Origin of the sequence: Aquiflexum sp. TKW24L (assembly GCF_023502205.1) — a bacterium.
Lineage (GTDB): Bacteria > Bacteroidota > Bacteroidia > Cytophagales > Cyclobacteriaceae > Cognataquiflexum.
This window is the reverse complement of the sequence record NZ_JAMFLG010000007.1, coordinates 26,392-52,568: the sequence shown is the minus strand read 5'-3', so window position 1 is coordinate 52,568 and position 26,177 is coordinate 26,392. Positions and strand designations below refer to the sequence as shown.

Annotated in this window: 16 protein-coding genes; 11 read left to right on the top strand and 5 right to left on the bottom strand. The window is 41.2% G+C overall.

Going from position 1 to position 26,177, the window contains the following annotated elements; translation table 11 throughout:
* Positions 1-34 precede the first annotated feature (34 nt).
* From M3O96_RS06495 to M3O96_RS06475, 5 genes are all read left to right on the top strand, one after another.
* Positions 35-835 (top strand): DMT family transporter, encoded by an 801-nt coding sequence (locus M3O96_RS06495; RefSeq protein WP_249719651.1) that lies wholly within the window; start codon positions 35-37, stop codon positions 833-835.
* Between the two features lie 132 nt (positions 836-967).
* Positions 968-2,461 (top strand): nicotinate phosphoribosyltransferase, encoded by a 1,494-nt coding sequence (locus tag M3O96_RS06490; RefSeq protein WP_249719518.1) that lies wholly within the window; start codon positions 968-970, stop codon positions 2,459-2,461.
* Positions 2,436-3,350, top strand: coding sequence for a ribose-phosphate diphosphokinase (prs, locus tag M3O96_RS06485; protein WP_249719517.1), 915 nt, complete (start codon positions 2,436-2,438; stop codon positions 3,348-3,350). Before M3O96_RS06490 ends, prs begins: the two co-directional genes overlap by 26 nt.
* A 79-nt stretch (positions 3,351-3,429) precedes the next feature.
* The gene (gene pncA / locus M3O96_RS06480; protein ID WP_249719516.1) at positions 3,430-4,053 is read left to right on the top strand and encodes a bifunctional nicotinamidase/pyrazinamidase; all 624 of its coding nucleotides are present in this window, start codon (positions 3,430-3,432) and stop codon (positions 4,051-4,053) included.
* A gap of 61 nt (positions 4,054-4,114) precedes the next feature.
* Entirely contained in the window at positions 4,115-4,882 is a 768-nt protein-coding gene (locus M3O96_RS06475; RefSeq protein WP_249719515.1) for a DUF2490 domain-containing protein, read from the top strand.
* Positions 4,883-4,884: 2 nt separating this feature from the next.
* Here the strand turns inward: M3O96_RS06475 and M3O96_RS06470 are convergent, their stop codons facing one another.
* From M3O96_RS06470 to M3O96_RS06455, 4 genes are all read right to left on the bottom strand, one after another.
* Positions 4,885-5,910, bottom strand: coding sequence for a PorP/SprF family type IX secretion system membrane protein (locus M3O96_RS06470; RefSeq protein ID WP_249719514.1), 1,026 nt, complete (start codon positions 5,908-5,910; stop codon positions 4,885-4,887).
* Between the two features lie 54 nt (positions 5,911-5,964).
* Positions 5,965-15,648, bottom strand: a complete 9,684-nt coding sequence (locus tag M3O96_RS06465) for a T9SS type B sorting domain-containing protein (RefSeq protein ID WP_249719513.1) — start codon at positions 15,646-15,648, stop codon at positions 5,965-5,967.
* A gap of 503 nt (positions 15,649-16,151) precedes the next feature.
* Entirely contained in the window at positions 16,152-16,604 is a 453-nt protein-coding gene (locus tag M3O96_RS06460; RefSeq protein ID WP_249719512.1) for a hypothetical protein, read from the bottom strand.
* Between the two features lie 591 nt (positions 16,605-17,195).
* Positions 17,196-18,062, bottom strand: coding sequence for an alpha/beta hydrolase (locus tag M3O96_RS06455; protein WP_249719511.1), 867 nt, complete (start codon positions 18,060-18,062; stop codon positions 17,196-17,198).
* 188 nt (positions 18,063-18,250) lie between these two features.
* On the opposite strand from M3O96_RS06455, the gene M3O96_RS06450 reads away from it, so the two are divergent.
* Both M3O96_RS06450 and M3O96_RS06445 read left to right on the top strand, forming a co-directional pair.
* Complete coding sequence (locus M3O96_RS06450) at positions 18,251-19,207, top strand: sugar phosphate isomerase/epimerase family protein (protein WP_249719510.1); 957 nt, start codon at positions 18,251-18,253, stop codon at positions 19,205-19,207.
* 77 nt (positions 19,208-19,284) lie between these two features.
* Positions 19,285-21,384, top strand: a complete 2,100-nt coding sequence (locus M3O96_RS06445) for a site-specific recombinase (RefSeq protein WP_249719509.1) — start codon at positions 19,285-19,287, stop codon at positions 21,382-21,384.
* Between the two features lie 125 nt (positions 21,385-21,509).
* On the opposite strand, the gene M3O96_RS06440 is transcribed toward M3O96_RS06445, so the two are convergent.
* A complete protein-coding gene (locus M3O96_RS06440) occupies positions 21,510-22,166 on the bottom strand; it encodes an ROK family protein (protein WP_249719508.1) in 657 nt (218 codons plus the stop codon).
* 463 nt (positions 22,167-22,629) lie between these two features.
* Between M3O96_RS06440 and M3O96_RS06435 the strand changes: the two genes are divergently transcribed.
* The 4 genes from M3O96_RS06435 (at position 22,630) to M3O96_RS06420 (ending at position 26,168) form a co-directional block, all read left to right on the top strand.
* A complete protein-coding gene (locus M3O96_RS06435; RefSeq protein ID WP_249719507.1) occupies positions 22,630-23,409 on the top strand; it encodes an MlaE family ABC transporter permease in 780 nt (259 codons plus the stop codon).
* Positions 23,410-24,153 (top strand): ABC transporter ATP-binding protein, encoded by a 744-nt coding sequence (locus M3O96_RS06430; protein ID WP_249719506.1) that lies wholly within the window; start codon positions 23,410-23,412, stop codon positions 24,151-24,153.
* Positions 24,154-24,155: 2 nt separating this feature from the next.
* A complete protein-coding gene (locus M3O96_RS06425; protein WP_249719505.1) occupies positions 24,156-25,148 on the top strand; it encodes an MlaD family protein in 993 nt (330 codons plus the stop codon).
* A 141-nt stretch (positions 25,149-25,289) separates the two neighbouring features.
* Entirely contained in the window at positions 25,290-26,168 is an 879-nt protein-coding gene (locus M3O96_RS06420; protein ID WP_249719504.1) for a sterol desaturase family protein, read from the top strand.
* Positions 26,169-26,177: the final 9 nt, after the last annotated feature.

Sequence of the window (26,177 nt, the reverse complement as noted above, 5' to 3'; positions counted from 1 at the left end):
CCATTTCACATTGAATAAAAAAAGTGTTCAGCACATGCTATTGGCGGGGTTTCTTTTTTCCCTGATGAATGTTTCAGTTAAGCTGATTCCTCACATTCCTGCTATTGAAGTTATTCTTTTCCGCTCTGTTTTTAGCTTGATCTTGACATACATCCTGCTCAAAAAAGAAGCTGTTCCAGTTTTTGGTAACAACAAAAAACTGCTGATTCTGAGAGGAATAGCAGGCTCGATCGGGTTGATGACTTTTTTTTATACTTTACAGAGTATCCCTTTGGCAAGTGCCGTGACCATCAATTATCTGGCACCAATTTTTACAACCATTTTGGGAATTTTCATTGTGAAGGAAAACGTGAGGGCGAAGCAATTCCTGTATTTTGGAGTATCCTTTGCAGGTGTCGTGATCATTCAGGGTTTTGATCCTAGGATCACATTTTTGGATATGTCGATTGGTTTGGTATCTGCACTGGCCATGGGCTTGGCATATAATATTATCAGGAAAATCAAAAACTCAGAACATCCTTTGGTCATCATGTTTTATTTTCCTTTTATCACCATTCCAATTGCAGCTTTGATCAGCTATTTCGTGTGGGTCATACCTGTGGGATGGGACTGGGGTATTTTATTGGCAGTTGGCCTATTGACCCAATTTGCCCAATACTTCATGACATTGGCTTATCAAAATGCCAACCTATCCAAAGTGGCAAGCTTAAGCTATATTGGGATCATATATGCCCTGAGTTTTGGATTCCTGATATTTGGAGAAACATACAGTCTGATGGTGTTTTTCGGTATGGCTTTGGTTTTGCTCGGAGTTGCGATGAATATTTTGAAGTAAAGTTTTTTTAAACTTGTTTCCCATATCTAAAAAGATTGTTAATTGAGTCTTTTTAATATGTTTCTGTTTTTGCCAAGTCATATATTGCAAATTGAAAGAATACAAAATAGTTTTACCAAAGAAATTTTTCTCATGAAAATTACGAAGGATTTATATCAAGGGTCATTGGCGTTGTTGACCGATTTTTACCAACTGACCATGGCTTACGGTTATTGGAAATCCGGAAAAGCTGAGCAAGAGGCTGTATTCAATCTTTTCTTTAGAAAACATCCTTTTCAAAGTGGTTTTACCCTTGCGGCTGGTTTGGAATATGTCATTGACTTTTGCCGAAATTTCCATTTTGATGAGGATGATTTGACCTTTCTTTTGGAAATGAAAAACGCTGATGGTTCTCCCACTTTTGAACCTTCATTTATTTCCTACCTGAAGCAGATGGAATTCAAATGTAGCATTGAAGCGGTTGAAGAAGGAACTGTAGTTTTTCCACATATTCCCTTGGTCAAGGTGACAGGCCCTTTGCTTCAGTGTCAGTTGTTGGAAACGCCCTTGTTGAACATTGTCAACTTTCAAACCTTGATAGCTACTAAGGCTGCAAGGATTTCATTTGCAGCTCAAGGTGATCCTGTGATGGAGTTTGGATTACGTAGAGCGCAGGGTATTGACGGTGCATTGGCCGCAAGCAGGGCATCTTATATAGGTGGATGCGCTTCGACTAGCAATGTATTGGCCGGGAAATTATTCGGAATACCTGTTTCAGGAACACATGCACACAGCTGGATTATGTCATTTGATACTGAGTTGGAAGCTTTCAAAGCTTATGCAGATGCTTTTCCTGACAAATGTGTGTTTTTGGTGGATACCTACGATACGATCAACGGGATTCGCAATGCCATTGAAGTCGGAAAATTGCTTCGTGAAAAAGGAAAAGAATGGATCGGTGTCCGCATTGATTCGGGAGATTTGGCATATTACAGCAATATTGCAAGGGAGATGATGGATGAAGCCGGTTTTCCGGACGCAAAAGTAGTCGCTTCCAATGACCTTGACGAGCACATCATTACTTCACTAAAAATCCAGGAAGCCTCCATCGATATCTGGGGCGTAGGGACCAAACTCGTAACGGCTTTTGACCAACCGGCGCTTGGGGCGGTTTATAAATTATCTGCCCTCAAAACCAAAGATGGACATTGGGAACCCAAAGTGAAAGTTTCCCAGCAATCCATCAAAATCAATATTCCTGGAAATCATAATGTGGTGAGATTTACAAAAAATGGAAAAGCGGTGGCCGATATGATTTATTTGGAATCCAAAGATTTGGGTTCTGAAGAGTTTGTCATCATCGATCCTATAGATCCAACCAAAAGAAAAAAGATCAAAGCTAAAGGACTGGAGCAAGAGGTATTGCTAAAGCAAATTTTTGTAAAAGGACAAAAAGTCTACACCCTGCCTGATATCCACCAATTAAAAGCCAGTGCTGCCCGGAACCTTGCTCAGTTTGATAAAGCCTTAAAGCGTCTGGTCAATCCACATATTTATCCGGTTGGATTGGAGGAGAACTTGTACCAGCTTCGAAATGAGTTGGTTTTCAAAATGAAAAATTATGATGGAGAAGAAAATAATATTTAGCATTCCGGATTACAAATATCTACAGGAAGAAGTATTACAGCTTGGTGACTTCGAAAGAGGAATCATTGAAGTCAAATTGTTTCCGGACGGAGAGCGGTATCAGCGTATCATGACTCCTGTCAATGGCAGGGATGTTGTCCTGATCGGTGGGACAATTTCAGATTCAGATACGCTTGAAATTTACGATCTGGCTTATGCCTTGATCAAATATGGGGCAAGATCCATCCATTTATTTTTTCCTTACTTTGGGTATAGCACCATGGAAAGGGCGGTAAAAATAGGGGAGGTGGTCACTGCCAAATCCCGAGCAGTGATGTTTTCTTCTTTGCCAAGGACGAGTTTGGGAAATCATTTTGTTTTCTTTGACCTACATTCTGAAGGTATACCGCATTATTTTGAAGGTCAGGCCCTGATCAATCATGTGTATTGTAAACCCATTATCATCAAAGCAGCTTTGGAGCTTGCCGACGATGGATTTGTGATGGCCTGTACTGACGCGGGTAGGGCCAAATGGGTTGAATCATTGGCCAATGAGATGGGAGTGAATGCTGCTTTTGTTTTCAAAAGAAGAATTTCGGGTGACAAAACTGAAGTCACCAGTATTTCAGCTGACGTGGAAGGTAGAGACGTGGTGATTTATGATGACATGGTCAGGACAGGTGGATCTTTGATCAGTGCAGCCAAGGCATATAAGACGGCAGGTGCAAAAAAAATATTTACCATCACCACCCATGGATTATTTAGCAACGATGCGTTGAAAAAAATCCAGGAATCAGGAGTGATCGAAAAAGTCGTATCGACCAACAGCCACCCAAATAGTTTTGTAAACAAATCCGACTTTTTACAAATCAAATCCATTGCACCCCTAATCCTTGAGCAATTGATTTAAATCCCAATCCAATTAACCATTAACCAAATAATCCAATAACCCAATAATCCAATAACAAATAACCATTAACCACAATCAAATGAAAGCACTTATAATTGTCGATGTCCAAAATGATTTTATTCCCGGCGGAGCATTGGCGGTGAAGGAAGGTGATCATGTAGTTCCGATTATCAACGAACTTCAGGGAAAGTTTGACTTTATCGTTGCAACTCAAGATTGGCATCCTGCGGACCACGGGAGCTTTGCTGCAAATCACCCAAATAAAAATGTTGGCGATTTCATAGACTTAAATGGAGTTAACCAGATTCTTTGGCCTGTACATTGTGTTCGGGATACAAAAGGGGCAGAATTTCACCCGGATCTCAGGACCGAAAAGTGGAAGGCTGTATTTAAAAAGGGGACCAATCCAAAAGTTGATTCTTATAGTGGGTTCTTTGATAACAATAGGATGGGGGATACAGGATTGAGTGTTTTTCTGAAGCAAAATGGAATCGAAGAAGTTTATGCCTGCGGCCTGGCGACGGATTATTGTGTGAAGTTTACTGTTTTGGATGCGATATCGGAAGGGTTTAAAACAACCCTGATTGCGGATGCAACAAGGGCAGTGAATATCAGGGAAGACGATTATTTACAGGCAGTAGATGAAATGTTTAAAGCAGGAGCAAAGGTTGTGATGGCAGAGGAGATTTTATATTTCGGGTAACCCAAAGTACATTTGATTAAAATCCCCCTTGAATGTTTTGCCATCTAATTTTTAAATGCAAATGAAACGAAGTAGTACACCCTTTATATTGACCCTTATTTTTTTTACCATAGCAAGCACTGCTTTTAGCCAAAACAATAGGCAAACTGAAAACAATTCGATCGGTTGGTTTGCCTTTTTTGCCAATTATAAAATAGACGATAAATGGAGTGTCCATGGGGAATTCCAATTACGGAGGACAGAATGGATAGCCAATCCGCAACAGAATCTGTATCGGGCAGGAATTAATTACAAGGTTCATCCGCAAGTGATTTTTAGGGTGGGATACGCATTTGCAGACACCTATAATTATGGAGATCAGCCAATTGCAGGTAATGGAATCAGATTTCCTGAACACCGAACCTATCAAATGGCATTGATAAACAATCCAATCGGAATGGTCAACGTTACACACAGATTTATGCTTGAACAAAGGTGGGTGGGAAGAAGCCTTGATCCCAAAGCCACCGAAGCTGATGAATTTGTTTATCTAAATAGGATCCGTTATTTGTTACGGTTGGACATTCCATTAGTAGGACCTACTTTGGATGACAAGGAGCCATATTTTGCAGTCTTTGATGAGATTATGATTGGCTTCGGCAAGAATGTGAATCAAAATGTTTTTGACCAAAACCGCTTGGGAATCTTGGCAGGATATCGGTTTTCAGGATCTGTCCGGATAGAAGGTGGCTACCTCAATCAAATTTTGCAATTTGGCAGGCTTGTCGATGGAAAAAATTACTTTCAAAATAATCAAGGGCTTATCATAAATTCATTTTTCAACTTTTGATATTAGAATCTGAAGCATGGAATTATGGTACTTCTTCTGTTTCGTTGGTTTGGATCTCCATAGAGAAATGAATACCTGATTGATATTTCATGAGCTCCACCCGAGCTGCTGAGTGCTAGTTTTGAGGTAGTAAAATCGAAGCTATAACCAATATCAAGGCCGCTTTCCAAGGTCATTCCGATCAATGCGATGAAGGCTTCATTGTTTGGCAAAGAATATTTGACCGGAAATCCCCTATACCAAACTCCTAATACCAATGGCTGAATAAAGAATTGAGCTCCGACATCCAGTTGGTTGAAAGGGTCTTGGTGCTTGTAATTGAAAGCAAGGAAAGCGGATCTTTCTTGACGGGAATTGTTGAAATAATTATTAATAAACCCTTCACCAAGGTCAATTTTCAATCCACCATGGGCTGATAATTTCATGGGAAGTTTGCTGATGTTACCATCTATGAATGAAGTATTTGGCTGGGTCAGGTGATGGCCGGATACACCTACCCATAATGTCTCCGTATGAAAGAGCATCCCAAAATTGAAATCCATAAACTGATGTCTATAATCATCAGAAAACAATTCTCCGCTGAAACCATCCACAATCCCTCGGTTGATATCCAACTGTGACCCAAATACCAAATCACCAAAATATGCATCTCTTGAAATATAACTTGCCTGACCTCCAAACCTAAGAAATGATTCGTATCCCAACTGTAATCGATAGGAATAAGTCAATCCGATTTCGTTAGTACTTAGCTTTGCCATACTTTCTCTGTTTCCATTGAAAATCAATCCGATTCCGCTATTGATATCAAACATGTAGTGATCGATATAGGCAGAGTAAGAATTAAAGGAATGGTCCAGACCGGGCCATTGATTCCGATAATTGGCCCCAACTCGGGTGAGTTCCGAAGCTCCTGTAAATGCAGGATTTAGAAACAAGGGAGCCGCATAAAACTGCGAAAACTGCACATCCTGAGCGCTGACTTTGTGGGGCAGGAGGAGAATCATAAAAAGGTAAAGTATCTTTTTCATATTATTCAGGACCTCATTTTAAATGTTATTTGGATTCATTTGGGTTTCTAAGGATTACAGGACAAGGGTAAAGACACCTGTTTGGCTGCCCTTTTCGCCGTCGACAGCTTTAAATATTATTTTATACACATAGTTGCCATTAGGACTCATCGTCCCACGGAGGGTACCGTCCCATCCCGCATCCTCTTTGCTAAATGCGGAGTAGACCAATTCTCCCCACTTGTTGAAAATGTGAAGCTCAAAGTCCTCAATGCCACGCATCTTGGGAATGAAGGTATCGTTGAGCCCATCCCCGTTTGGCGTGAATGCATTTGGTACCAAAATCCTGTAAGAAGCAAAAACCTCAATCTCCATTTTGGTATCGGACACACAGCCCAATTCGTCGAAGGTCTTCAGGGAAATAGTGTATTTTCCTTTTTTGGTGAAGGTATGGACCGGGTTCTGCTCATTGCTCTTGGTCCCGTCTCCAAAATCCCATTCCCAAGCAATCACCTGACCGAGCGTGGCATCATTGAACTGGACAGGTTCGTTGACCAAAATCTCACCCTGAACCCCTATTGAAATCACGGTATAAGTGAAGGAGGCGTCGGTAAATGCGATCGGCATGATCACTTCTTTTGAAACTTCCACCAAACAGCCATTTCTATCTGTGACTATGGCGGTGATTTCCCCATCTTCATAGAAATTGGTTTCTTCTACATTAGTGGAGCCGGTGTTCCATTGAATTCGATAATCAGGTGTACCACCCTTGATGACTACCCAAGCCACACCTGTCAATTCTCTGTTTTCACAATCCACATCAAACCTTGTAAAGAGCCTTACCTCTAATTGATCCGGTTGCTTGATTTCAAATGTCTTATTGGTGATACATCCGTTGTCATCCGTGATACTTACTCTATAGGTACCTGCGGCGAGATTGGCCCGGTTCAAGGTCTCGATAGGTGTATCGGCCCATTTGATTCGGTATGGTTGAATTCCTCCTCGGACTTCAAGGTTTATAAAGCCATTTTCATCACCAAAGCAATCCAAAATCTCTGAATGGGTGCTTTCAATTACAATTGGATCCGGTTCAGATACCACGAAATTGCCCCCTGTTGTACAACCGTTTCTATCGGTAATCAAAACACTGTAGGTATTTGGAGCTAGATTCCTGACAATTCTGCTGTTTGCTCCATGAGACCATTTGTAGGTATATGGCGCAGCGCCACCGATGACATTCAGGGTGATGGATCCATTATTGCTTCCGGCACATTTGCTGTCTTCTACTGTTTCCCTAAAAAAGAGCAGTTCAGGTTCCCTGATATTGTATGTGCCCGTTACGATACAGCCGAGGGCATCTTCTACAGTTACATTATAAGTTCCGGCAGCGAGGTTGGTCGCAGCCAATTGGCCTTGAAGCCCGTTGCTCCAATTAATTTTGTAGGGTGCTCTTCCTCCGGTTATTGCTATCTCTATCAGACCATCCAAACCGCTGAAGCAAGAGACAGCTTTGATATTCTGAAGACTAATCCTCAGGTTCAATGGTCTGGCAATTTCAGTTGTTTTAGAAACAGAACAACCTTTTGCATCTGTTACAATCAGCGTGTAAGAACCCGGAAGCAAATCAGTGATGGTAGAGGAAGTAGCTCCATTTGACCATGCATAGGTGTATGGTGCAAGACCTCCTGTAACTGTTGAAACGATTTCACCTCTTTCTCCGCTGGTACATACCGCAAATTTGCCTTCGATCTTAAGATCCATCGGAAGAGAAGGAGGTGGGACATTATAATCTCCCTGTACCCTACAACCTTTGGAATCTGTTACAACAACAGAATAGTTTCCGGGCTGAATTCCTATCAGATTTTGAGTAGTTGCTCCATTTGACCATGCAAAAGTGTAAGGTGCAGTTCCTCCTGTCACGGTAAGATTCAACTCTATTTGCTGGTCAAAAGCGCAAATTTCCGTTGAACTCGTTGCGGATAAGGCCAATTCGGCAGCCGGCTCGGTGATCGTGTAGGTCGCACTGATGAGGCAAGAGTTTTCATCAATGACAAAGATGGTATAATTACCAGCTCGTAACCCGGTAAGATTGGTCCCTGTCATTCCATTGCTCCATTGAATATTATACGCTCCGGTTCCACCTGTTATATTGACACGGATGCTTCCATCATTGCCAAACTTACAGGTGACATCTTGGCTTGATACCAGTGTAACAGCAATTGCTTGTGGTTCTAAAATCTGGAATGTTTGGCTGATAATACATCCTTTGCTGTCACGGACATTAACGGTATAAGATCCACCTGATTTTCCATTGATGGCTCTGGTCGTTTCGCCAGATGACCAGGCGTAAGTATAAGGAGCTGTGCCTCCCGACACAATCAGGTCAATGCTTCCATTGTTTTCGCCTGCACATCTTACATTGGAAATAATCGGCTGTACGGACAAGGGTTCTGCAGGCTGGGTGACGGCATATTCTCTGATAGCAACACAACCCAAGGCATCCCTAATGGTAGCAACATAAATACCCATAGGCAGATTGTTGACCACGTTTCCGGTTCCGACAGGTGTCCCGGTAATTTTGTCAGTCCAAGCGACGGTGAATCCACCGTTGCCTCCCGTAATGGCCAAAGATATGCTGCCGTCACTTCCACCAAAACAGCTGACAGGACTGATGGTCTCTACCACTAAAATAGGGACAGGCTGGGTGATGATGACATTGCTTCTTGCAATACAACCATTGGCATCAGTTATCACCACTTCATAATTTCCGGGAGCCAATCCCGTCCTGTTAGGCTGGGTATTTCCATCCGACCACCTGACGTTGTATGGGGCAGTACCACCGGAAAACACTGCTTCTGCAGTTCCATTGTTCAGGTTAAAACAGCTCACATTGACTTTGTTGACCACAAGAGTAAGAGGAGTCGGTTCTGTGATGGTTATTTGTTTTACAGGAGAGGCGCATCCATTGGCATCCAAAACAAAGACATTGTAAGTCTTTGGTCTCAAACCACTAGCTGTCAATCCAGGAAACTGGATGCCATCAATTACCAAAGTATATCCAGGCTTTCCACCTGAACCTACTACAGAAATCGACCCGTTTTGAGATCCGGCACAAGTGATGTTTGTAAATGTTGAAGTAAAATCAACCGGGGTGCTGTCTGCAATGATAAAATCTCTCGTGGCTTCACAATTGTTTTCGTCCTTCACGATCAGGGTATAAGTCCCGGCAGGTACATCGGCCAAATCCTGATTTGTTCCGACAAGGGTATTGGTGGAATCCAACCAACGGTATGTGTAGCTACCTGTTCCGCCTGTAATGGAAACTTTGATTTCCCCATCCGAAGAACCAAAGCAGCTCACATCGATGATTTCATCCTGAATGATCTCAATGGGTGTGGTATCGATGATGGTGACAGATTCTAACCATTCACAACCTTTCGCATCTATTACTCTGAGGTTATATGTAGCAGGTGACAAGTCAGCAAAACTGATGTTACCACTAGGGTCAACAGTATATTCAATTCCGTTCAGGTATGCCAGATAGGATCCATTTCCTCCTGAAATGCTCAGGTTAATGTCCGATAAGTCTCCGAAGCAAAGTACTTCCTCCAGATAATCTACCGTTACGGATAGTGGTTGGGCAGGTTGACCGATTACAATTGGGATGACATCAGACTTGCATGTACCATTCAAAGTAAAGGCATTGTATGTTCCTGCTGTCAGGCCTGTTACTGTGTTTCCGGATATTTCAAGTCCGTTGAAGAATATCCGATACGTAGCAAAAGCGCCTCCGGAAGGTGTAAATACCACTGTTCCATCACTTCCTCCAAAACAGGAGACATCTGTGGTGACAGCATCAAGAATAACTTTTGAAGGTTCACGAATCCAAATTGTTTCAATCACATCCGCACAACCTCCATCAGAAACTGTATATCTGTAATAACCCGCTACCAATCCTGTCAATGTGGTTAAGTTATTGGATGCGGGGACCGGAGCAAATATGGTATTGTCTACCGAATAAGCCCAGGATATACCATATGGTTTGGTTCCACCTGTGATTTGCAAGCTGATTTGTGAGGTCCCACCAAAGCAAAGAATATCGACATAAGTGGCAGCCGCTTGCAATGCAAATGGTTGGCTGAGGGTTTTTGGCGGGATAGCTACTGAACATCCATTGGCGTCAACAGCTGCGAAGGTGTACGCAACCAGCGCATTCAGGTTATTGAATACCACCACCTGATTTTCATTTGCCAAATAATCAGTTCCTTGGAAAGTAATCGTATAAGGAGCTGTTCCTCCGGTCAATGAAAGGGAAATACTTCCATCGCCTGACTCGAAGCAACTCAAATCAGTAGAGGTGTAATCCAAAACACTCAGTGGAGCGGCCGGTTGAATCATATTGATATTCACATCCGACGAAATACAGCCTTTGACATTGTCAATGGCATACACCAGATAGTTTCCTGCTCTGGCTAGGAAGGTGTTTCCAAAAATCTGGCTTCCATTGACAAAGTAGGTGAAATTGGTAGAGCCTCCGGATGCTGCCTGAAGTGTTACCAAAGCAGATTCTCCATAACACAGAATATCTGCAGCAACAAAGGTCAGCGTCACCGCGCTTCCGTCAGGAATGATAACAGTATCCGAAACTACCGAGCAAGCATTTACTTCCTGCACGGAGTACCTGTACTGACCTGCGGCAGCATTGTTTAGCCTTCTGGTTGTTTCCGGTAAAATTTCCCAAGTGCTTGTACCTGTATTGAATTTTTCCCACACATAGGTATAAGGCTCGGTACCTCCGACCGGGGTCAATTCAATAAAGGTCGTCCCACCGAAACATAAAATGGAACCTGCATTTGAGCTTACAGTGAATGTTCCTGGCTGGGTGATGGTGAATAAAGTACTTGTCTGACAGACATTGTTGTAATCCCAAACCTCTAATGTATAATTTCCGGCTGCGAGACCCATGAATGAATAGACCGTATTTTCTGTAAGGCTATTCAAAGTCTGTATGGCACCTATGACAGGGGTGAGAGTAGCTCTGTATAATGGTCGACCGCCTGAGATTTCAAAATTTATAGCCCCGGTATTTGATCCAAAGCAACTGGCCTCTGTTTTTACTAAATTGATGATTTCTAATGGTCTGTCTGGCTGGCTGATTACCACCAATTTTGGATCAGACTCACAGCCAAGGTTATCGACTATTTTGATCAGGTAGTTACCCGGAGCAAGGCCGAAGAATGAGGTCTGAACACCTTGACTGACTCCATTGATAAATACTGTAAATGTCCTTCCTCCTTGTACTATTGGACTCAAGATTTCAATGATTCCGTCATTGATTCCGAAGCAGGAAGCATCTTGGAAATTGATAGTGAAATCAGGTTTGACTGGAGCAATAATGGTAAAAGTACCCAGATTGTCAGTACAGCCTGAATCAACAAGGGTCCAAGTGTAATCACCAGCAGGAAGGTTTACAAAATCAAATGTGCCTGAATCCTCGTTGTTAAATGTTTTTGAATAGCCGTTGAGGGAGGTAAGAAGCAGATTTTTCCCCGGAGAACCGCCTGTAAAGGTGATGCTAAAGGTCCCGAATTCACCATTACAAATAGGTTGGACTATCGTTTCAGAGATTAGGATTTCATCAGGTTGGGTAATGACGTAATCATCAGATTCTATCATACAACCACCTGCATAGGTGATTTCCATAAAGTAAGTACCTACGATCAAAGCTCCCAAGCTTGCTTCTGTAATTGGAATTTTACCTCCGATAAGAGTTCTCCTATACCACTGAACAGTGATGCCGATAGTATTTCCGGAAATCTCAAACCTGATGACGCCATCATTACCTCCATAGCAGCTTACATTTTTTTCAACTTCCGCATCAAAAACAGGCGGATTTGGTTCATCGATGGTGATGGTAGAGGCAACTTCACAACCAGCCGCATCTGTAACTTTGACATCGTATGTACCAATAGGAAGACCTGATAAAATAGCATTAGTGATGACTTGCCAAGTACCGGTATAGAGAATCGAGTAGGTATATGAGGGTACACCGCCGAAGGCCGACAGGAACAAAATCCCGGATTCTCCCGGACAGCTTGCATCCTGAGGATTCGTAGATAGTTGCAATGGATTTTTTGGACCAGGAACACTGTACGTCTGAGAAACCATACATGCTCCGGCAAGACTATATTCTACCCTGTAGAATCCTGGAGTCAAACCTGATACAGTTGGGGTGTTTTCCGCAATTTGCGTATTGGTGTTCAATTCAATCCACCTGCTGTAACTCACGCCTGGAATCCATCCCACAAAAGCCACTTCAATGGAGGCGTCATTGTAAGCACATGAAGGAGCACTAATATCTACTAGGTTTATTTCTAATGGATCTGGTTGGGTGATTTCAATATCTTCAAGTCTGAATTCACAGCCATTGGCATCTCTTACAGTGACAGAATATAATCCTGCAGCTAGGTTGTTTGGATTTTGGTTTATAAACCCATGGTCCCAAGCAAAGAAATAAACTCCTGTACCGCCTGTTACATTGATTGTTATCCTACCATCATTCCTTCCAAAACATGACACTTCATCTTTGCTCACCAAAGATACCATCAAAGGATTTGGAGCATTTACATCCACTACCAGTTCCCTTGAACATGAATTGGCATCAGTTACAACCACTTTATATGTACCCTCACCGATATTGGACAAAGTCTGGGTAGTACCGGCGATAGGTGTGAACAAACCTGGTGAAGTTTCTCTTAGCCAATTGATGGTATAGGCAGGATTCCCGCCTCCGATCTGAACTTCGATTCTTCCATCTGTGGAATCATGGCATTTTGGTTCCACGACATTGAGCAGGTTGATCACAATACCGCTTGGAGGTTGGTTTACCAAAATATCAGTTAATACTTTGAAACAACCATTGGCATCCGTTACAGTCACATTATAAAGACCTGCCGGAATGGAACTGATATTTTGAGTAGAAGCAGTAAAACCTCCCGGTCCGGTCCAGTCATAGGTATATGCACCTGTTCCTCCGGTTACTAAGATATTGACCCCACCAGTATTTTCACCAAAACATAGGATGCTCAACACACCATCCAAATTAAGTTCGAGTTCTGGCGTAGGAGGGATGGTAAAAGTCCTTTGGACAAAACAGGTGTTATTTCCTAGATCAAATACTTTGACAGTGTATTGGCCGGGGGCAACATTGGTTAAATTTTGGTTGGTAGAGATGATGGTTGAAAAATTTCCCGCTACAAACCAGTTGACGCCAAGATTGCCTGTACCTCCGGCAATGTCAATTGAAATACCACCGTTATTTTGACCAAAGCAAGTTTCAGGAGAAATGACCACATTACTGATGGTGATCTCCGGAAGCGATAAAACATCAAAATTCAGGTTTGGAACCACACATCCATTTGCGTCCCTGATCGCAACAAAATTATTGATTGAGGCTCCCAAGCCACCGATGGTGACTGCCCCAACCGAAGTAGTCGTAAAGCCTCCGCCGTTGAGTGAATAAGAATAAGGCGCTGTTCCTCCGGAAATCGTGAAACTCACGGATCCTGACAATTCACCAAAACAAGCCACATCCACAACCACAGGCGGACTTACCTGAAGTGGAAGGGGTTCAATGATAGTATATTCCTTGGAAACAGTACATCCGTTTTGGTCGGTCACAATTATTTTGTAAATACCGCCATCAAGGTTGATAATGTTAAGGGAAGTCTGACCGGGTAAATCTGTGAAGGTGCCTAAGACCGCTTTTTGCCATTGGTAAGTCAAAGTTCCAGTACCGCCACTTGTTGAAAGACCTGTGATGGATCCATTCCCATCTCCGGAGCAAAGGAGGTTTTTGATAACCAGGTTATTTTCGTTGATGTTGATCGCCGGTGGATTTACCACATCTACAAATTCGGTAATCTTACAATTGACTCCGTAGGAGACCACCACTTCATATTGACCGGCAGGCAGGTTGTTGAAGGTTACATCATTGCCGCTTTTATTTTCCCCATTGGCTGTAACTGTAAAAGATGTGACGTTGTCAGCAATCTGTACCCGGATGCTACCGTCATTTCCTCCAAAACAAATAGGATTCACAGGAGTATAAGTGACGACCGGCGCAGCAGGAACAGGCACCACGATGCTGTATTCTACTTCGCAACCTTTGGAATCCCTGACTTTGACAGTATTGGTTCCAGCCGGTAAATTGAAGGCTGTAGCTGTGGTTTCACCATTGCTCCATAAATAAGTGAAGCCGCCCCAACCTCCTGCCATATTGTATACGCGTGCAGATCCATTGTTTGCGCCGGCGCATGCCAATCCATTCAATAGTTCAATCTGTCCTGTGACAGGTGCAGGTGGTCCTGTGATTGTAACATTCAGGTCAATAAAACAACCTTCAGTATCAGATACCCGAACAGTATAATTTCCAGGAGCAAGATTGTTTACGGTCCTTGTGGTCTGTCCTCCACTCCATAAGTATTTATAACCTCCCCATCCACCTGACCGATTGACAGTGGCAGAGCCATTGTTTTGGCCAAAGCAAGTCAGTGTTTTAGTGGTCACAGAAGCTGTCAATGGTGTTGGAGGTGCTGGGACATTCACTGTATAAGTCAAAGTACACTCCGGATAATTTACTCCACCATGTTTGACGATGATGGTATGTACGCCCGCTCCAAACCCTGTAAATGTCCTTGTTCCATTGGTGGCACCGATGGCAATACTTTGGCCGGTGACAGCAACTGTTCCGTCAGGTCTTCTGATTTCTACAATCACATTTGCAGGGGGAAATGCAAATCCCATAAAAAGTCGGTTAATGTCTATTTTGATGGTTCCGTCCGTTCCACCAAAACAAGTAACGCCTTCTGAGGAAGGAATAGCTTCCAAAAGGATTTCGTTTCCAATATTGAAAACCAATTCCTCGGGACAATCTTCCAACCTGTATTGGTCGATGATTTCAAGGACATAATCTCCTTGCGTTAATTGGTTGTAATTTATCTGTCCACCCGTAGCAGGCAACCAACCCGTTACATAGGTGCCGTTTGACCTTCTGATTCTGAACTGAACAGTACCTGAATAATTGGTTGCGTTATAAGTGATACCACCATTGGCAATACACGTTTCCGGAAAAGTACCAACACCCGCTCCCGGAGTGATTACTAAAGGTTCGATTTCCTCAATTTCAATTTCGGTCAATTCCTTACAACCTGTGGCATCAATTACTTCCACTAGGTATTTTCCTGCAGGCACACCGCTGAGGTCAATGTTTCTCCCCGCGATAACATTGGTACGGACAAGGGAATTGGATTCATCAAAAAAATTGATTGTGAAAGGAGGGATTCCGTTTTCGATCGTACCATATACAATACCAAATGTTTCGCCTTCACAAGCCTGGTTCTCCTCGTAAATTATATTAAGTATGAAATTTGTACTTCCTTTGAAATTGATGATTTCAGTGTATGTATTTCCGACGTTATCAGTTACAAAAAGTGTGTAATCACCTGCCTTCGCCTGCTCAATGGTACTAAACTGACTTTCAGTCAGTCCTGCATTGGTCTGAATAACTTCACCACCAAAACTCCATACATAAGTATATGGAGCTACACCGTTTCTGACTCGAATTTCTGCTTTTTTTTCACACTCGGAAAAAATAAACACGTCCTTGATAATCGGTGCTGCGACGCTTTCGTTGATCTGAAAGATTGCTGTCAGAAAAAGCACCAACCACAAATATGATTTAGAGTAAAGTTTTCTCATTTACGTTCAACTTTAAATGGATCTTCCATTAAGGACTTGCGCTGTTTTTTAATTTTTTAATCAATCAGCCCCAATTTTGGATTTCAAAGTGTCTCGAATGAGAACTTGTTGAGCATTTTGCCAATTATTCCACGAATTTTATTCGCTGGATTTTGAAGAATGACTCAAAGAAAACGTATTTCGTTTTTTGATATAAAATTCTATGTATTTTATATATACATAAAAGAAATACTTTAAATCGGGTGATTTAGAGTAATAAATAGAATATTATTATAAAAACAAAGAATTGACAATAAAAAGTAAATTCGACGTTAGGCACCCGAAATCGATTATTCTGTTCAGACTATAGAAAAAATTTACGTGAAAATTTAATCTTGAAATTACACATCAACTGATATATTCTTTAAATAAAAAAAGAAAAAATAAAAATAAAACCGCCATCCAATTTTCAGAACGGCGGTTTAAACTTAATATTTTGTAATTGAAAATAGTATAAGCGTATTCTAAACAAGGTCCTTGACTTCGATCTGTTTGCCACGAAAGTCTGCACTTTGTCCTTTTTTCAAATCCCACAAGGCTGAAATCAAAGGTGAATCTCTTGAAACCAACTGGTAATCGACCCCATCAAGGACAACTTTTCCCATTGGGATAGAAACCCATATTTTCCCCATCGGAACTTGTAATAATGCACCTTCATCTACCTTGGACATTTCTTTGACAGGTACAGCGTTCAATTGGGCCAACATCACCCTTGAAGATGCAAGTCTTTTTTCCAAAATATCTCTTGTCTGATGCAACATTTCCTGATGGGTTTCAAATTTGTCTCCCGCAGAGCTTTTTTCTTCTACTTCGGAAGATTCCTGCAATTCGGTAAGCTGACGTTGGATGTCTTTTATCTGATCTCTTAGCATTTCTTGGGCCTTAGCCAATAATGCGGATTTGGTCGTTGAATTCATGGGTACAAAGTAAATTGAAAAATAGGAGAAAATTGAATTTAGCTGTTCTAAAGAATCTTTTTTATTCCATGTCAAATTTAGGTAAAAAATCAGTCCAATTTAAATTGATCCAAAAAGCTGATTTTGTTAGGATTCTCTACTGTTGAAAGCATTTTAAATGGATTATCTTTTTCCAACCAAAGTAAAGGGGAGCATGAATAAGTTTTTGACAAAAGAGAAAGAAAGATCGATGGCAAACCCCAATAATCTAAAAGGCAAAAGGAGAAGCCAAACAATAGGGTAGAGTATCAATGCGATAATGGCAATCGGCCAACACAAGATGAATAGAATGCACCAAAGAAGAAAGCTTATCATATTTTACAATTTTTCCTTTTATCTGACAATACCCATACCAAATGGGGAAATCTTACTTTATGGCCAATTAAGCGTATTTACTAATAATATTATGTATCAAAATTGAACACCGATTCGGACAATAATTATATTTCACCTAACAACTTTCCTTTCATCTTAGACCTCCTTTTTACCTATCACCTTCCACCTCTAATTTCTTACTTTTAAAACATACCTTCGATCCTTCATCCATTGCTGTCACTTTTGATGAAAAGTGTCCGAGACAAATGCCAACACATCGGGCAGAGAAGTTCTCCAATAGGTCCAATTATGCGCCCCGTCTCTGATCCTAAATTCATGTGGAATTTCTTTTTTCTTCATCGCAATGTGAACGAGACTATTTCCTTCATAGAGAAAATCATCATCCCCGCAGTCAAAATACCACTTGACGGATTTCATCTTTTCTACATCATTGAGTTCAATCTGTTGTAATGCACTGTGTCTGTCAAAATATGGCTGCAAAGTAGATTCGTTTTTTACAACCACTTTGTTGGTTTCAAGGCCTTTTTTGAATTCCTCGAAAGTATTGTTTCTGACAGCCGCGCTGAGAGGACAAGCTGAGGAAAAAAGCTCCGGTCTGTGCATGGCGTAGAAGAACGTTCCTCCTCCACCCATAGAAAGTCCGGCAATCGCCCGGTACCTTTTCTCGGATTTGATCCGATATTTCTTTTCCACTTCAGGCATCAGTTCCTCAAAAAAGAAATCCTCATACCTCCACTCATTATTGACATCATTGAAATATCCCCGTCTTGCTGTATTTGCATCTGGCATGACGATGATCATTGCCGTAGCTTTTCCTTCCAGAATGGCTTTGTCAGCTATGTGCTGCACTTCTCCGAACTGAACCCATCCGGTCTGATCATCACCACCGCCATGAAGAAGGTAGAGCACTGGATAGGAGCGTTGGGAGGATTCATACCCAGGAGGAAGGTACACTGCATATTTCCTCTCCATATTTAAGATTTTGCTGCTCATCGTCAGTTCATCAAAAACTTTGCTTTCCTGGGCAAAAGATGAAAGACAGAAACAAATGAATGACAGTGAGATAATCAGGGTTCTGGTCATAGGTAATTGGGTTATTTGGTAAAAATCAATTTTAATAAAAGCTCGGGAAATTCTCAGCCAACAATCTAATAAAATGAAATATTGATAGAAACAAATACCCTGTTTTCGGTAACTGACAGAATCCTGTGGTCATTTTCTTCTTTTGAACTTTCGACTAATCGCCTATCTTGTTCCAAATTAACTGCATCATGGTAAGGAGAAAATTTATACAGTCAAGTGCCTTGGCATCAGCTGCCATTTTAGCAGGATCTATTCCAAGTGTCATTGCCGGGCAGAAGCAGGAAAGAAAATTCAAAATTGCGCTCAATCCCGGAACCATCGGTGTGAAGGCCAACTTTGCTCAGACCTTGGATTATGCGCTCAAATATAAGTATGAGGCCATCAGCCCTTTTACCCAGGAAGTGATGGATTCTTATTCCGATGGACAGCTGAACGATATTTTGGCTAAAATGAAGGCCAATAATATCAGCTATGATTCGACTAACATCCCCGTCGAATACCGCAGGGACAAAACCAAATTCAATGAAGACTTCAAAGGTTTGAGAAAATTTTGCCAAACCATGGAAAAACAAGGTGCTACCTTGATGAATACCTGGATCATTTCAACCCATGATCAATTGACCTATAATGAAAATATGAAACAGCATGCCTACCGATTAGGTGAGTGTGCCAAAGTGATGAAGGACCATGGTATCCGGTTTGGCTTGGAATACCTTGGGATGCGAACTATGATGACATCGGGACGTTATCCCTTTATCGGTAGTATGAAGGAAGGGAAGGAATTGATCGGGGAAATCGGGGAAAGCAATGTGGGGTTTGTTTTGGATACTTTTCATTGGTATTGTGCCAATGACACTTTAGAAGACATCCGAACCTTGAAGCCCGAAGATGTGGTGGTGGTCGACCTCAACGATGCCCGACTTGGATTTACCAGAGAAACCCAACTAGATGGAAAACGGGAATTGCCCATGGCTACCGGTGTGATCAATACAAAAGATTTCCTTCAAGGCATCATCGATATCGGCTATGCAGGACCTGTCCGCACGGAGCCATTTAACCAAGCCTTGAATGACCTAGAGAATGACGAGGCGTTAAAACTTAACCGTGAGTCAATTACAAAATCCTTGGCTACAGTCAGGCTGTAAAATGAATTACAAATTTCGCAGGTAATGAACGCTTTCCAAAATACCGGGTTATAAATAAGACCTAAGACTATTAACTTTTGAAAATTAAACCGATTTCTGAAATTCTTTTTTATATCAAACAGCAGCATGAGGAGATGACACCTGATTTGTTGGTGGTTTTTGTTGATTATGTCAGACCCTCCAAAAAAAACCTCAGCCAGGCAAAAGTAAATTTTGATAACCTGCTGCTGTTGCTAAAAAACAACCCGGACGAACTTCATCTCCTTAAAAGTTATCTATCAAGAATTTTTGAAGGAAAACAGTATGTCCATCTTTTTACCGAATCAGGAATATTAACCACACGAGGTTTTTTTCAGGAATCTTTTTATCGGATCAATTCCATGATGCTGCCAAAATACCTGAATGACAATGACACCATCGCAATTTTTGGTACCGTCTTTCACAGAAAATGGGATTTCTGGTGGGTCAAGGAAATCCCCAATGAATACTGGGAGGCCCTTTTTCAGCTATTTGGTTTAAGGGAAATCGAGGAATTGGGCATGGAAGATAGGATGCTGACCCAAACGCTCAACAGTATTATTGTCATTTCCCAAAGGGTTGCGGCACTGGGTCTGGAACCGGAGATCCTTTCAAAACTTCCTGAATTAGAGGATTTTGATTCACCCTTTTTGATCCAAAACAAAACCCTATTCGAATACCTAGACCATTACAAAGAGAAACCAAACTTTGATAGGACAGACCAAAATCCGGATTACAAGCATATCCTGGTCATGCTTAGCCAATGTGAAGATTACACACTTCTCATCCGAAAAAACAAAAGCAAATTTGGTACAGACCTCCATTTTACCTATTTGCTCCATAGACTCAACCAAAATATAGGAAGACTAAGGTCTTTACTCAAATTAGTCACCAAGTCAGATTCCCAAACTCCTTTTCAAGGAGAGATTGAATTGCTACAAGTATTGGTAAGAGCAGTCAATCGTAAAAATAGCTTATCAGATCATATCGAGGACAATGTGAATTTATTGGCGTTTCAGATTACCGAACATGCCGGTAAAACAGCCGACCATTACATCACCAATACCTCCAAAGAATGGTGGAAAATGTTATTTTCTTCCATGGGAGGAGGACTCATAGTTGGATTTCTTTCTATTATCAAAGTCATGGTCTATTACTTGAGACTTCCCCTTTTTGGAGAAGCCTTTTTGTACAGCATGAATTATTCCTTGGGATTTATCGGAATTCACGTTACTCATTCTGTTCTCGCCACAAAGCAACCGGCCATGACAGCGTCAAAATTGGCGGCTGCATTGGATGAATCAGATAAACCGAAGGCAGTTTCTCTCGATAACCTCGTCGAGCTGATCGTCAAAATATCCCGGTCACAGTTCATCGCATTTGTGGGGAACGTTATGATTGCTTTTCCTGTAGCTTTCCTCATTGCTTATGGATACCATTACCTTACCGGCAGTCATGTTGCGGAAAGTGATAAAGCAATGTACCTCCTCGAAGGAATCAATCCCATCAGCAGTTTCGCCCTCTTGCATGCAGGTATTGCAGGGGTATTTCTATTTCTTTCAGGGATGATTTCGGGTTATTATGACAATAAAAACATCTACAATAAAATCCCCCAGCGGATCAAAAACAACCCAAATTTGAACAAGATTTTCGGCTCGAAAATCGCCCTGCGGTTTGGTACCTATATTGAAAATAATCTTGGGAGTCTAGCAGGTAACTTTTTCCTAGGAATATTTCTTGGATCTATGGGAACTATCGGGATCATTTTCGGTCTGCCTTTAGATATCCAGCACATCACATTTGCATCAGGAAATTTCGGTCTCGCTTATGCTTCTATAGGTGACCAATTAAGTACTTATCAAATCTTGATTACTATTGGCGGAATCATTTGCATAGGATTGATGAATTTCTTGGTGAGTTTTTCCCTTGCCATTTTTGTAGTGATGAAATCAAGAAAAGTTACATTCAGCCACAGCAGCAAGCTTTTTGGAATCATCATGCGACGTTTCTTCACCCGCCCACATCACTTTTTCTTTCCATCCCGACCGGCAGTGGTTGAGGCTGAACGAGTAGAATCGAAGATAGCTGAGAAAACAGATTCCCCTTCCACCATTCACAATAGCACAGAAGAAAACAAGGTGCGTCCGGTGAAGAAGTAATTCGTTAATATCAACAGACCACAGTCAACGGTCCACTACTCAAAACGAAAAAAATAAACCATTAACTTGTCAGCTAATTATACTGCTTAAAAAATAACCAATTAACCCATTAACCAAATAACCAATCAATGATAATGGTCATCCCACATCCTGAATCCGCCATCAAATGCGAGGTGGTTATTTCCTAATCTGCAACCTGAAGGAAGTTCGCTCAACAATTTCGAATTTCCACCACCTATCACAATGTCATCGGGTAAAAATGCGGCTTGAAACCTTTTAACAACAACCTGAACATGCCTTTGCCACTTTTCCGGTCCCATTCTTTCCAAGCCCCTCAATCCCACATAATCTTCAAAAGTTCCTTTTCTATAGGAAAGGTGTGCCATTTCCATGGGTACAACACTTCCTTCTGCTACAATGGCCGAGCCCATACCTGTCCCTAATCCCAAAAACAACAATACCCCACCCTGATATGATCCCAAAGCCTGCATGGCAGCATCGTTTAAGATTTTCACGGGTTTTCCAAAAGCTTTTTCGTAGTCAAAAGTTGTCCATCCTTGCCCAAGATTTTTGGGTTCGGTTTTGATTTTTCCTTTTTTAATCACCCCAGGGTAACCGATAGAGATGGCTTCATATTCCCAATCCTTTGCAGTTTCCAGAACCTGGGTGACCATTGCCTGTGGAGTCAAATCAGCACCAGATGGAATTTTCCGTCTTTCCTGATCATTATCTGCCTTTACCTTGATGTTTGTTCCTCCGATATCAATGACGAGTATTTTCAAATTCTGTGTGTTTTAGCGGGCTGCAAGTTAAAAAATCCACTTGCCCTTTCAAATGAAGAAATGATATAAGAATAAGTAAAAAAATCCAAATTTATTGTTAAAACCCTTAATCCAAGGTAGATAGGAGGATTGATTTTCCAAAAAAACTTTGGGATTGTGATAGTGATATGTTCAATCAAAATCAGAATCCGATCAATCTTAGTAAAAGTGGGTTCTTTTCCGGTCTACCGGGAATCAAATCGTCCTAGTCGGCAAGTGGATAGTTAATTCAAAAAATCTATTTGGAATACTTCATTTGGGGCAACTTCGATCCTAAGGCCGATTTTAAATTATAGTCAAGTTTATTGAAAATATGGGTAATCACAAATTTCAAATTAAAACATGACAAACATCATGTAATTATTTGATTATCAATCTTAATTTTTGGAATGCTTATTAGCATCTTTGGAATAGGACATTAAACATGAGGTTAAAACTTCCAAATATCGACAAGAGTCAATTTTTGAATGAAGTGGGGGATATTTCCCGCTTTACAGCCAGATTTTTCAGGGAAGTTACCAAACCAAAGCAAGAATACCATGAGTTTATCAACCAATGCTATTGGATTGGATACAAGACCTTGACTTTGGTCGGGGTCACGGCATTTATCATGGGCTTGGTGCTTACGATTCAATCAAGGCCGACTTTGGTAGAGTTTGGTGCGGAATCCTATCTGCCTTCCATGGTGTCTGTTTCTTTGATAAGGGAGATTGCTCCGGTAATAACAGCTTTGATTTGTGCTGGAAAAATTGGTTCAGGTATGGGGGCCGAACTCGGGTCTATGCGTGTGACTGAGCAGATAGATGCCATGGAAGTCTCTGGTACCAATCCTTTCAAATACCTGGTAGTGACCCGGGTGATGGCAGCTACCCTGATGGTTCCGGTGCTTTCAAGTCTTGCCAATGCAGTTTCGCTATATGGAGGTTATTTGGGTGTAAACATCCGTGGTCAGGTCAGCTGGCATTTGTATTGGTTTCAGGTATTTGGAGTCTTGGAATTCAGCGATATGCTGCCTTCTTTGATCAAAACATTCTTCTTTGGTTTTGCAATAGGGATCATTGGGACATACAAAGGCTATAATTCCACCAAAGGAACTGAAGGGGTTGGAAGATCAGCTACGACTGCGGTGATAGTGGCCTCTTTGTTGGTTTTTGTAATTGATTTAATTGCTGTGCAGATTACGGATATATTAGGTTTGACTTAAATGGAAGCGGATTTGAAACCGATCATTGAAGTGAAAAATATCAATAAATCATTTGGTGAAAACCATGTGTTACGGGATTTTTCAATGGATGTGATCCCCGGTGAAAATCTGGTAATCCTAGGAAAATCAGGTTCGGGAAAATCCGTTTTGATCAAATGCATCATTAATCTGCTGCAGCCCGATTCGGGTGAAATCGTTGTTCTCGATCAGATTATCCATGGACTTGATCAGGATGAGCTGGACAAGTTACGGTCTAAAGTCGGGTTTCTTTTTCAAAGCAACGCATTGTATGATTCTATGACCGTAAGGGAAAACCTTGAATTCCCACTTAGGATTCATTGGACCAAAGAAGAAAGGGCAACAGGGGCAGAAAGCGCAGTAAACGAGGCTTTGGAAGATGTTGGTCTTTTACATACAGTCAATATGATGCCTTCTGAGCTTTCGGGCGGGATGCGAAAGCGGATTGCGTTAGCGCGTGCATTGATTCTCAAACCAAGTGTCATCCTCTATGACGAACCGACTACAGGTTTGGATCCGATTACGGCAAGAGAAATCAGTGAACTGATGGTGGAGGTGCAAAAGAAATATCATGCTACTTCAGTGATCATTTCCCATGATATGAAATGTATCCGGATTACTTCAAATAGAGTGATCATGCTCATCGATGGCAAGTGCTATGCGGATGATACCTATGACAATCTTTGTTTATCTAAAGATCCCAAAATCAGGGAATTTTTCGACTGATTATGAAAGAGAAGAAAAAAATTGAGAACTCGAAATTAGGATTGATGGTCCTGGCAGGGATCCTTTTCCTTGTCTATACTTTATACATGATCGGAAAAAACCAAAATATTTTCGGTTCATCTATCACGATCATTTCAGTCGTCGAAAACGTAAATGGCCTCGTTCCGGGAAATAACGTGCGTTTTCAGGGAATTGACGTCGGCACAGTCAAAACTATTGAAATGGACAATGATTCTTCTATCAATATCACGCTCTATATCCAAAAGAAAATGCAGCCTTTCATTAGGAAAAATGCCATGACCTCGATCAATACAGATGGATTGATGGGAAATAAAATCCTCCATATTCTTCCCCAAGAAGGCAATGCAGACCCGGTTGAGGAAGGTGACATTCTCTATTCCCAAAAGGCTATAGACACAGAAGGAATGTTGAAAAAACTAAGCTCCACAGGTGATTTTCTGGAAATAACGATGATCAACCTTGCAGAAGTTTCAGAGAAATTAAACAAAAGCGAGAGCCTTTGGGCTTTGCTTTCGGACGATCAATTGCCCAGTGATATCAAAAACACAATCCGAGAATTCAGGATAGCCGGATCCAACGCTTCGGCTTTGGCAAAGGCCGGAAAAGAATTCATGATGGATTTGGAGCAGGGGAAAGGGATTGTACAACAGGTTTTTAAAGACTCTATCATGGCAGATAACTTGAATGAATCCATTGAAAATATCCTCAAAACAAGTGCTGATGCAGCTTCGATGATGGCGGAAACGAGAAAAATGTTGGAAAGCATCCAATCGGGACAAGGTACTGCAGGTCTGATTATCAGTGACAACCTGATGCGCGAAACCCTTATGAAAAGCATGATCAATATCGAACAAAGCACTTATAATTTCAATGAAAATATGGAGGCGCTAAAGGGGAGCTTCTTATTTAGAAAGTATTACAAAAATCAGGAGAAGGAATTGCGGAAAGCAGAGAAAAAGGCAAAAAATGACTGACATACGATACCTTGATTTAAGATAAAGTTCATAATAACACTCATACCTAAGTTAAATATTTAAATTATAGTTGTTTCCAAATTAATTTCTTTTTTGTATTTTCATAGAAAATTAGTTTTACATAAAATTTGAAAGGTTTTTATGTTGAGCATTGACGCAATCGGCGCACCATTGATGATTTTGATTTTCATATGTGAGTTGTACCTCACTTGGAAACAAGAGCATTTTCAAAATGAAGTAAAGGATATGCTGGCTAATTTTGCAGTTGGAATGTGTATTCTGTCCGTAGGGCTTTTCATGAAAGGAGTTGCCTTTGGGTTATACAGCATCGTATATGGATTTGCATTTTTCAAGCCAGATATTACCATATGGGTATGGATTGTGGGATTTTTTGCTTGCGATTTCATAATGTACCTTTTTCATTTATTGGGACATAAATCAAGAATATTTTGGGCAGCACATGTTACGCATCATTCTTCCTTGCATTATAATATTTCAGTAGGATTCCGGGTCAATTTTATCCATACTTTTTATAGGTTTCTTTTTTGGGCACCTTTATGTCTGTTTGGAATTCCTCCCTGGATGATTTTACTTAACGAATCCATCTCTACTATCTGGAATATCCTTGTCCATACCGAGCGGATTGGAAAACTTGGTATTCTTGATTTGATTTTCAATACACCCTCTAACCACAGAGTTCATCATGGCAGTAATCCTAAATATTTGGATAAAAATATGGGTGGAATTTTAATCCTCTTCGACCACCTTTTTGGTACTTACGAAAGGGAAAGTGAGAAACCGATTTATGGCATTACTCACAATATTTCCACCCACAATCCGGCAAAAATCCTCTTACATGAGTATATCGATATTTTCAGACAATTGCCACAGATTTCAAATTTCCATTCGAAAATCCATTTTCTTTTTGGACCTCCCAGTTCCGAAAAATGGAAAAGCCTGGATCGAATGGGAAAAAGTAAGTCTGGCAATTTTGAAACTTCTGTTTTGGACACAAGATAAATATTAATA

Coding starts and splice junctions, on each gene's coding strand:
- M3O96_RS06420 (WP_249719504.1), top strand. CDS start 25,290: ATGTTGAGCATTGACGCAATCGGCGCACCATTGATGATTTTGATTTTC.
- M3O96_RS06430 (WP_249719506.1), top strand. CDS start 23,410: ATGGAAGCGGATTTGAAACCGATCATTGAAGTGAAAAATATCAATAAA.
- M3O96_RS06475 (WP_249719515.1), top strand. CDS start 4,115: ATGAAACGAAGTAGTACACCCTTTATATTGACCCTTATTTTTTTTACC.
- prs (WP_249719517.1), top strand. CDS start 2,436: ATGATGGAGAAGAAAATAATATTTAGCATTCCGGATTACAAATATCTA.
- pncA (WP_249719516.1), top strand. CDS start 3,430: ATGAAAGCACTTATAATTGTCGATGTCCAAAATGATTTTATTCCCGGC.
- M3O96_RS06435 (WP_249719507.1), top strand. CDS start 22,630: ATGAGGTTAAAACTTCCAAATATCGACAAGAGTCAATTTTTGAATGAA.
- M3O96_RS06450 (WP_249719510.1), top strand. CDS start 18,251: ATGGTAAGGAGAAAATTTATACAGTCAAGTGCCTTGGCATCAGCTGCC.
- M3O96_RS06470 (WP_249719514.1), bottom strand. CDS start 5,910: ATGAAAAAGATACTTTACCTTTTTATGATTCTCCTCCTGCCCCACAAA.
- M3O96_RS06455 (WP_249719511.1), bottom strand. CDS start 18,062: ATGACCAGAACCCTGATTATCTCACTGTCATTCATTTGTTTCTGTCTT.
- M3O96_RS06490 (WP_249719518.1), top strand. CDS start 968: ATGAAAATTACGAAGGATTTATATCAAGGGTCATTGGCGTTGTTGACC.
- M3O96_RS06425 (WP_249719505.1), top strand. CDS start 24,156: ATGAAAGAGAAGAAAAAAATTGAGAACTCGAAATTAGGATTGATGGTC.
- M3O96_RS06495 (WP_249719651.1), top strand. CDS start 35: ATGCTATTGGCGGGGTTTCTTTTTTCCCTGATGAATGTTTCAGTTAAG.
- M3O96_RS06460 (WP_249719512.1), bottom strand. CDS start 16,604: ATGAATTCAACGACCAAATCCGCATTATTGGCTAAGGCCCAAGAAATG.
- M3O96_RS06465 (WP_249719513.1), bottom strand. CDS start 15,648: ATGAGAAAACTTTACTCTAAATCATATTTGTGGTTGGTGCTTTTTCTG.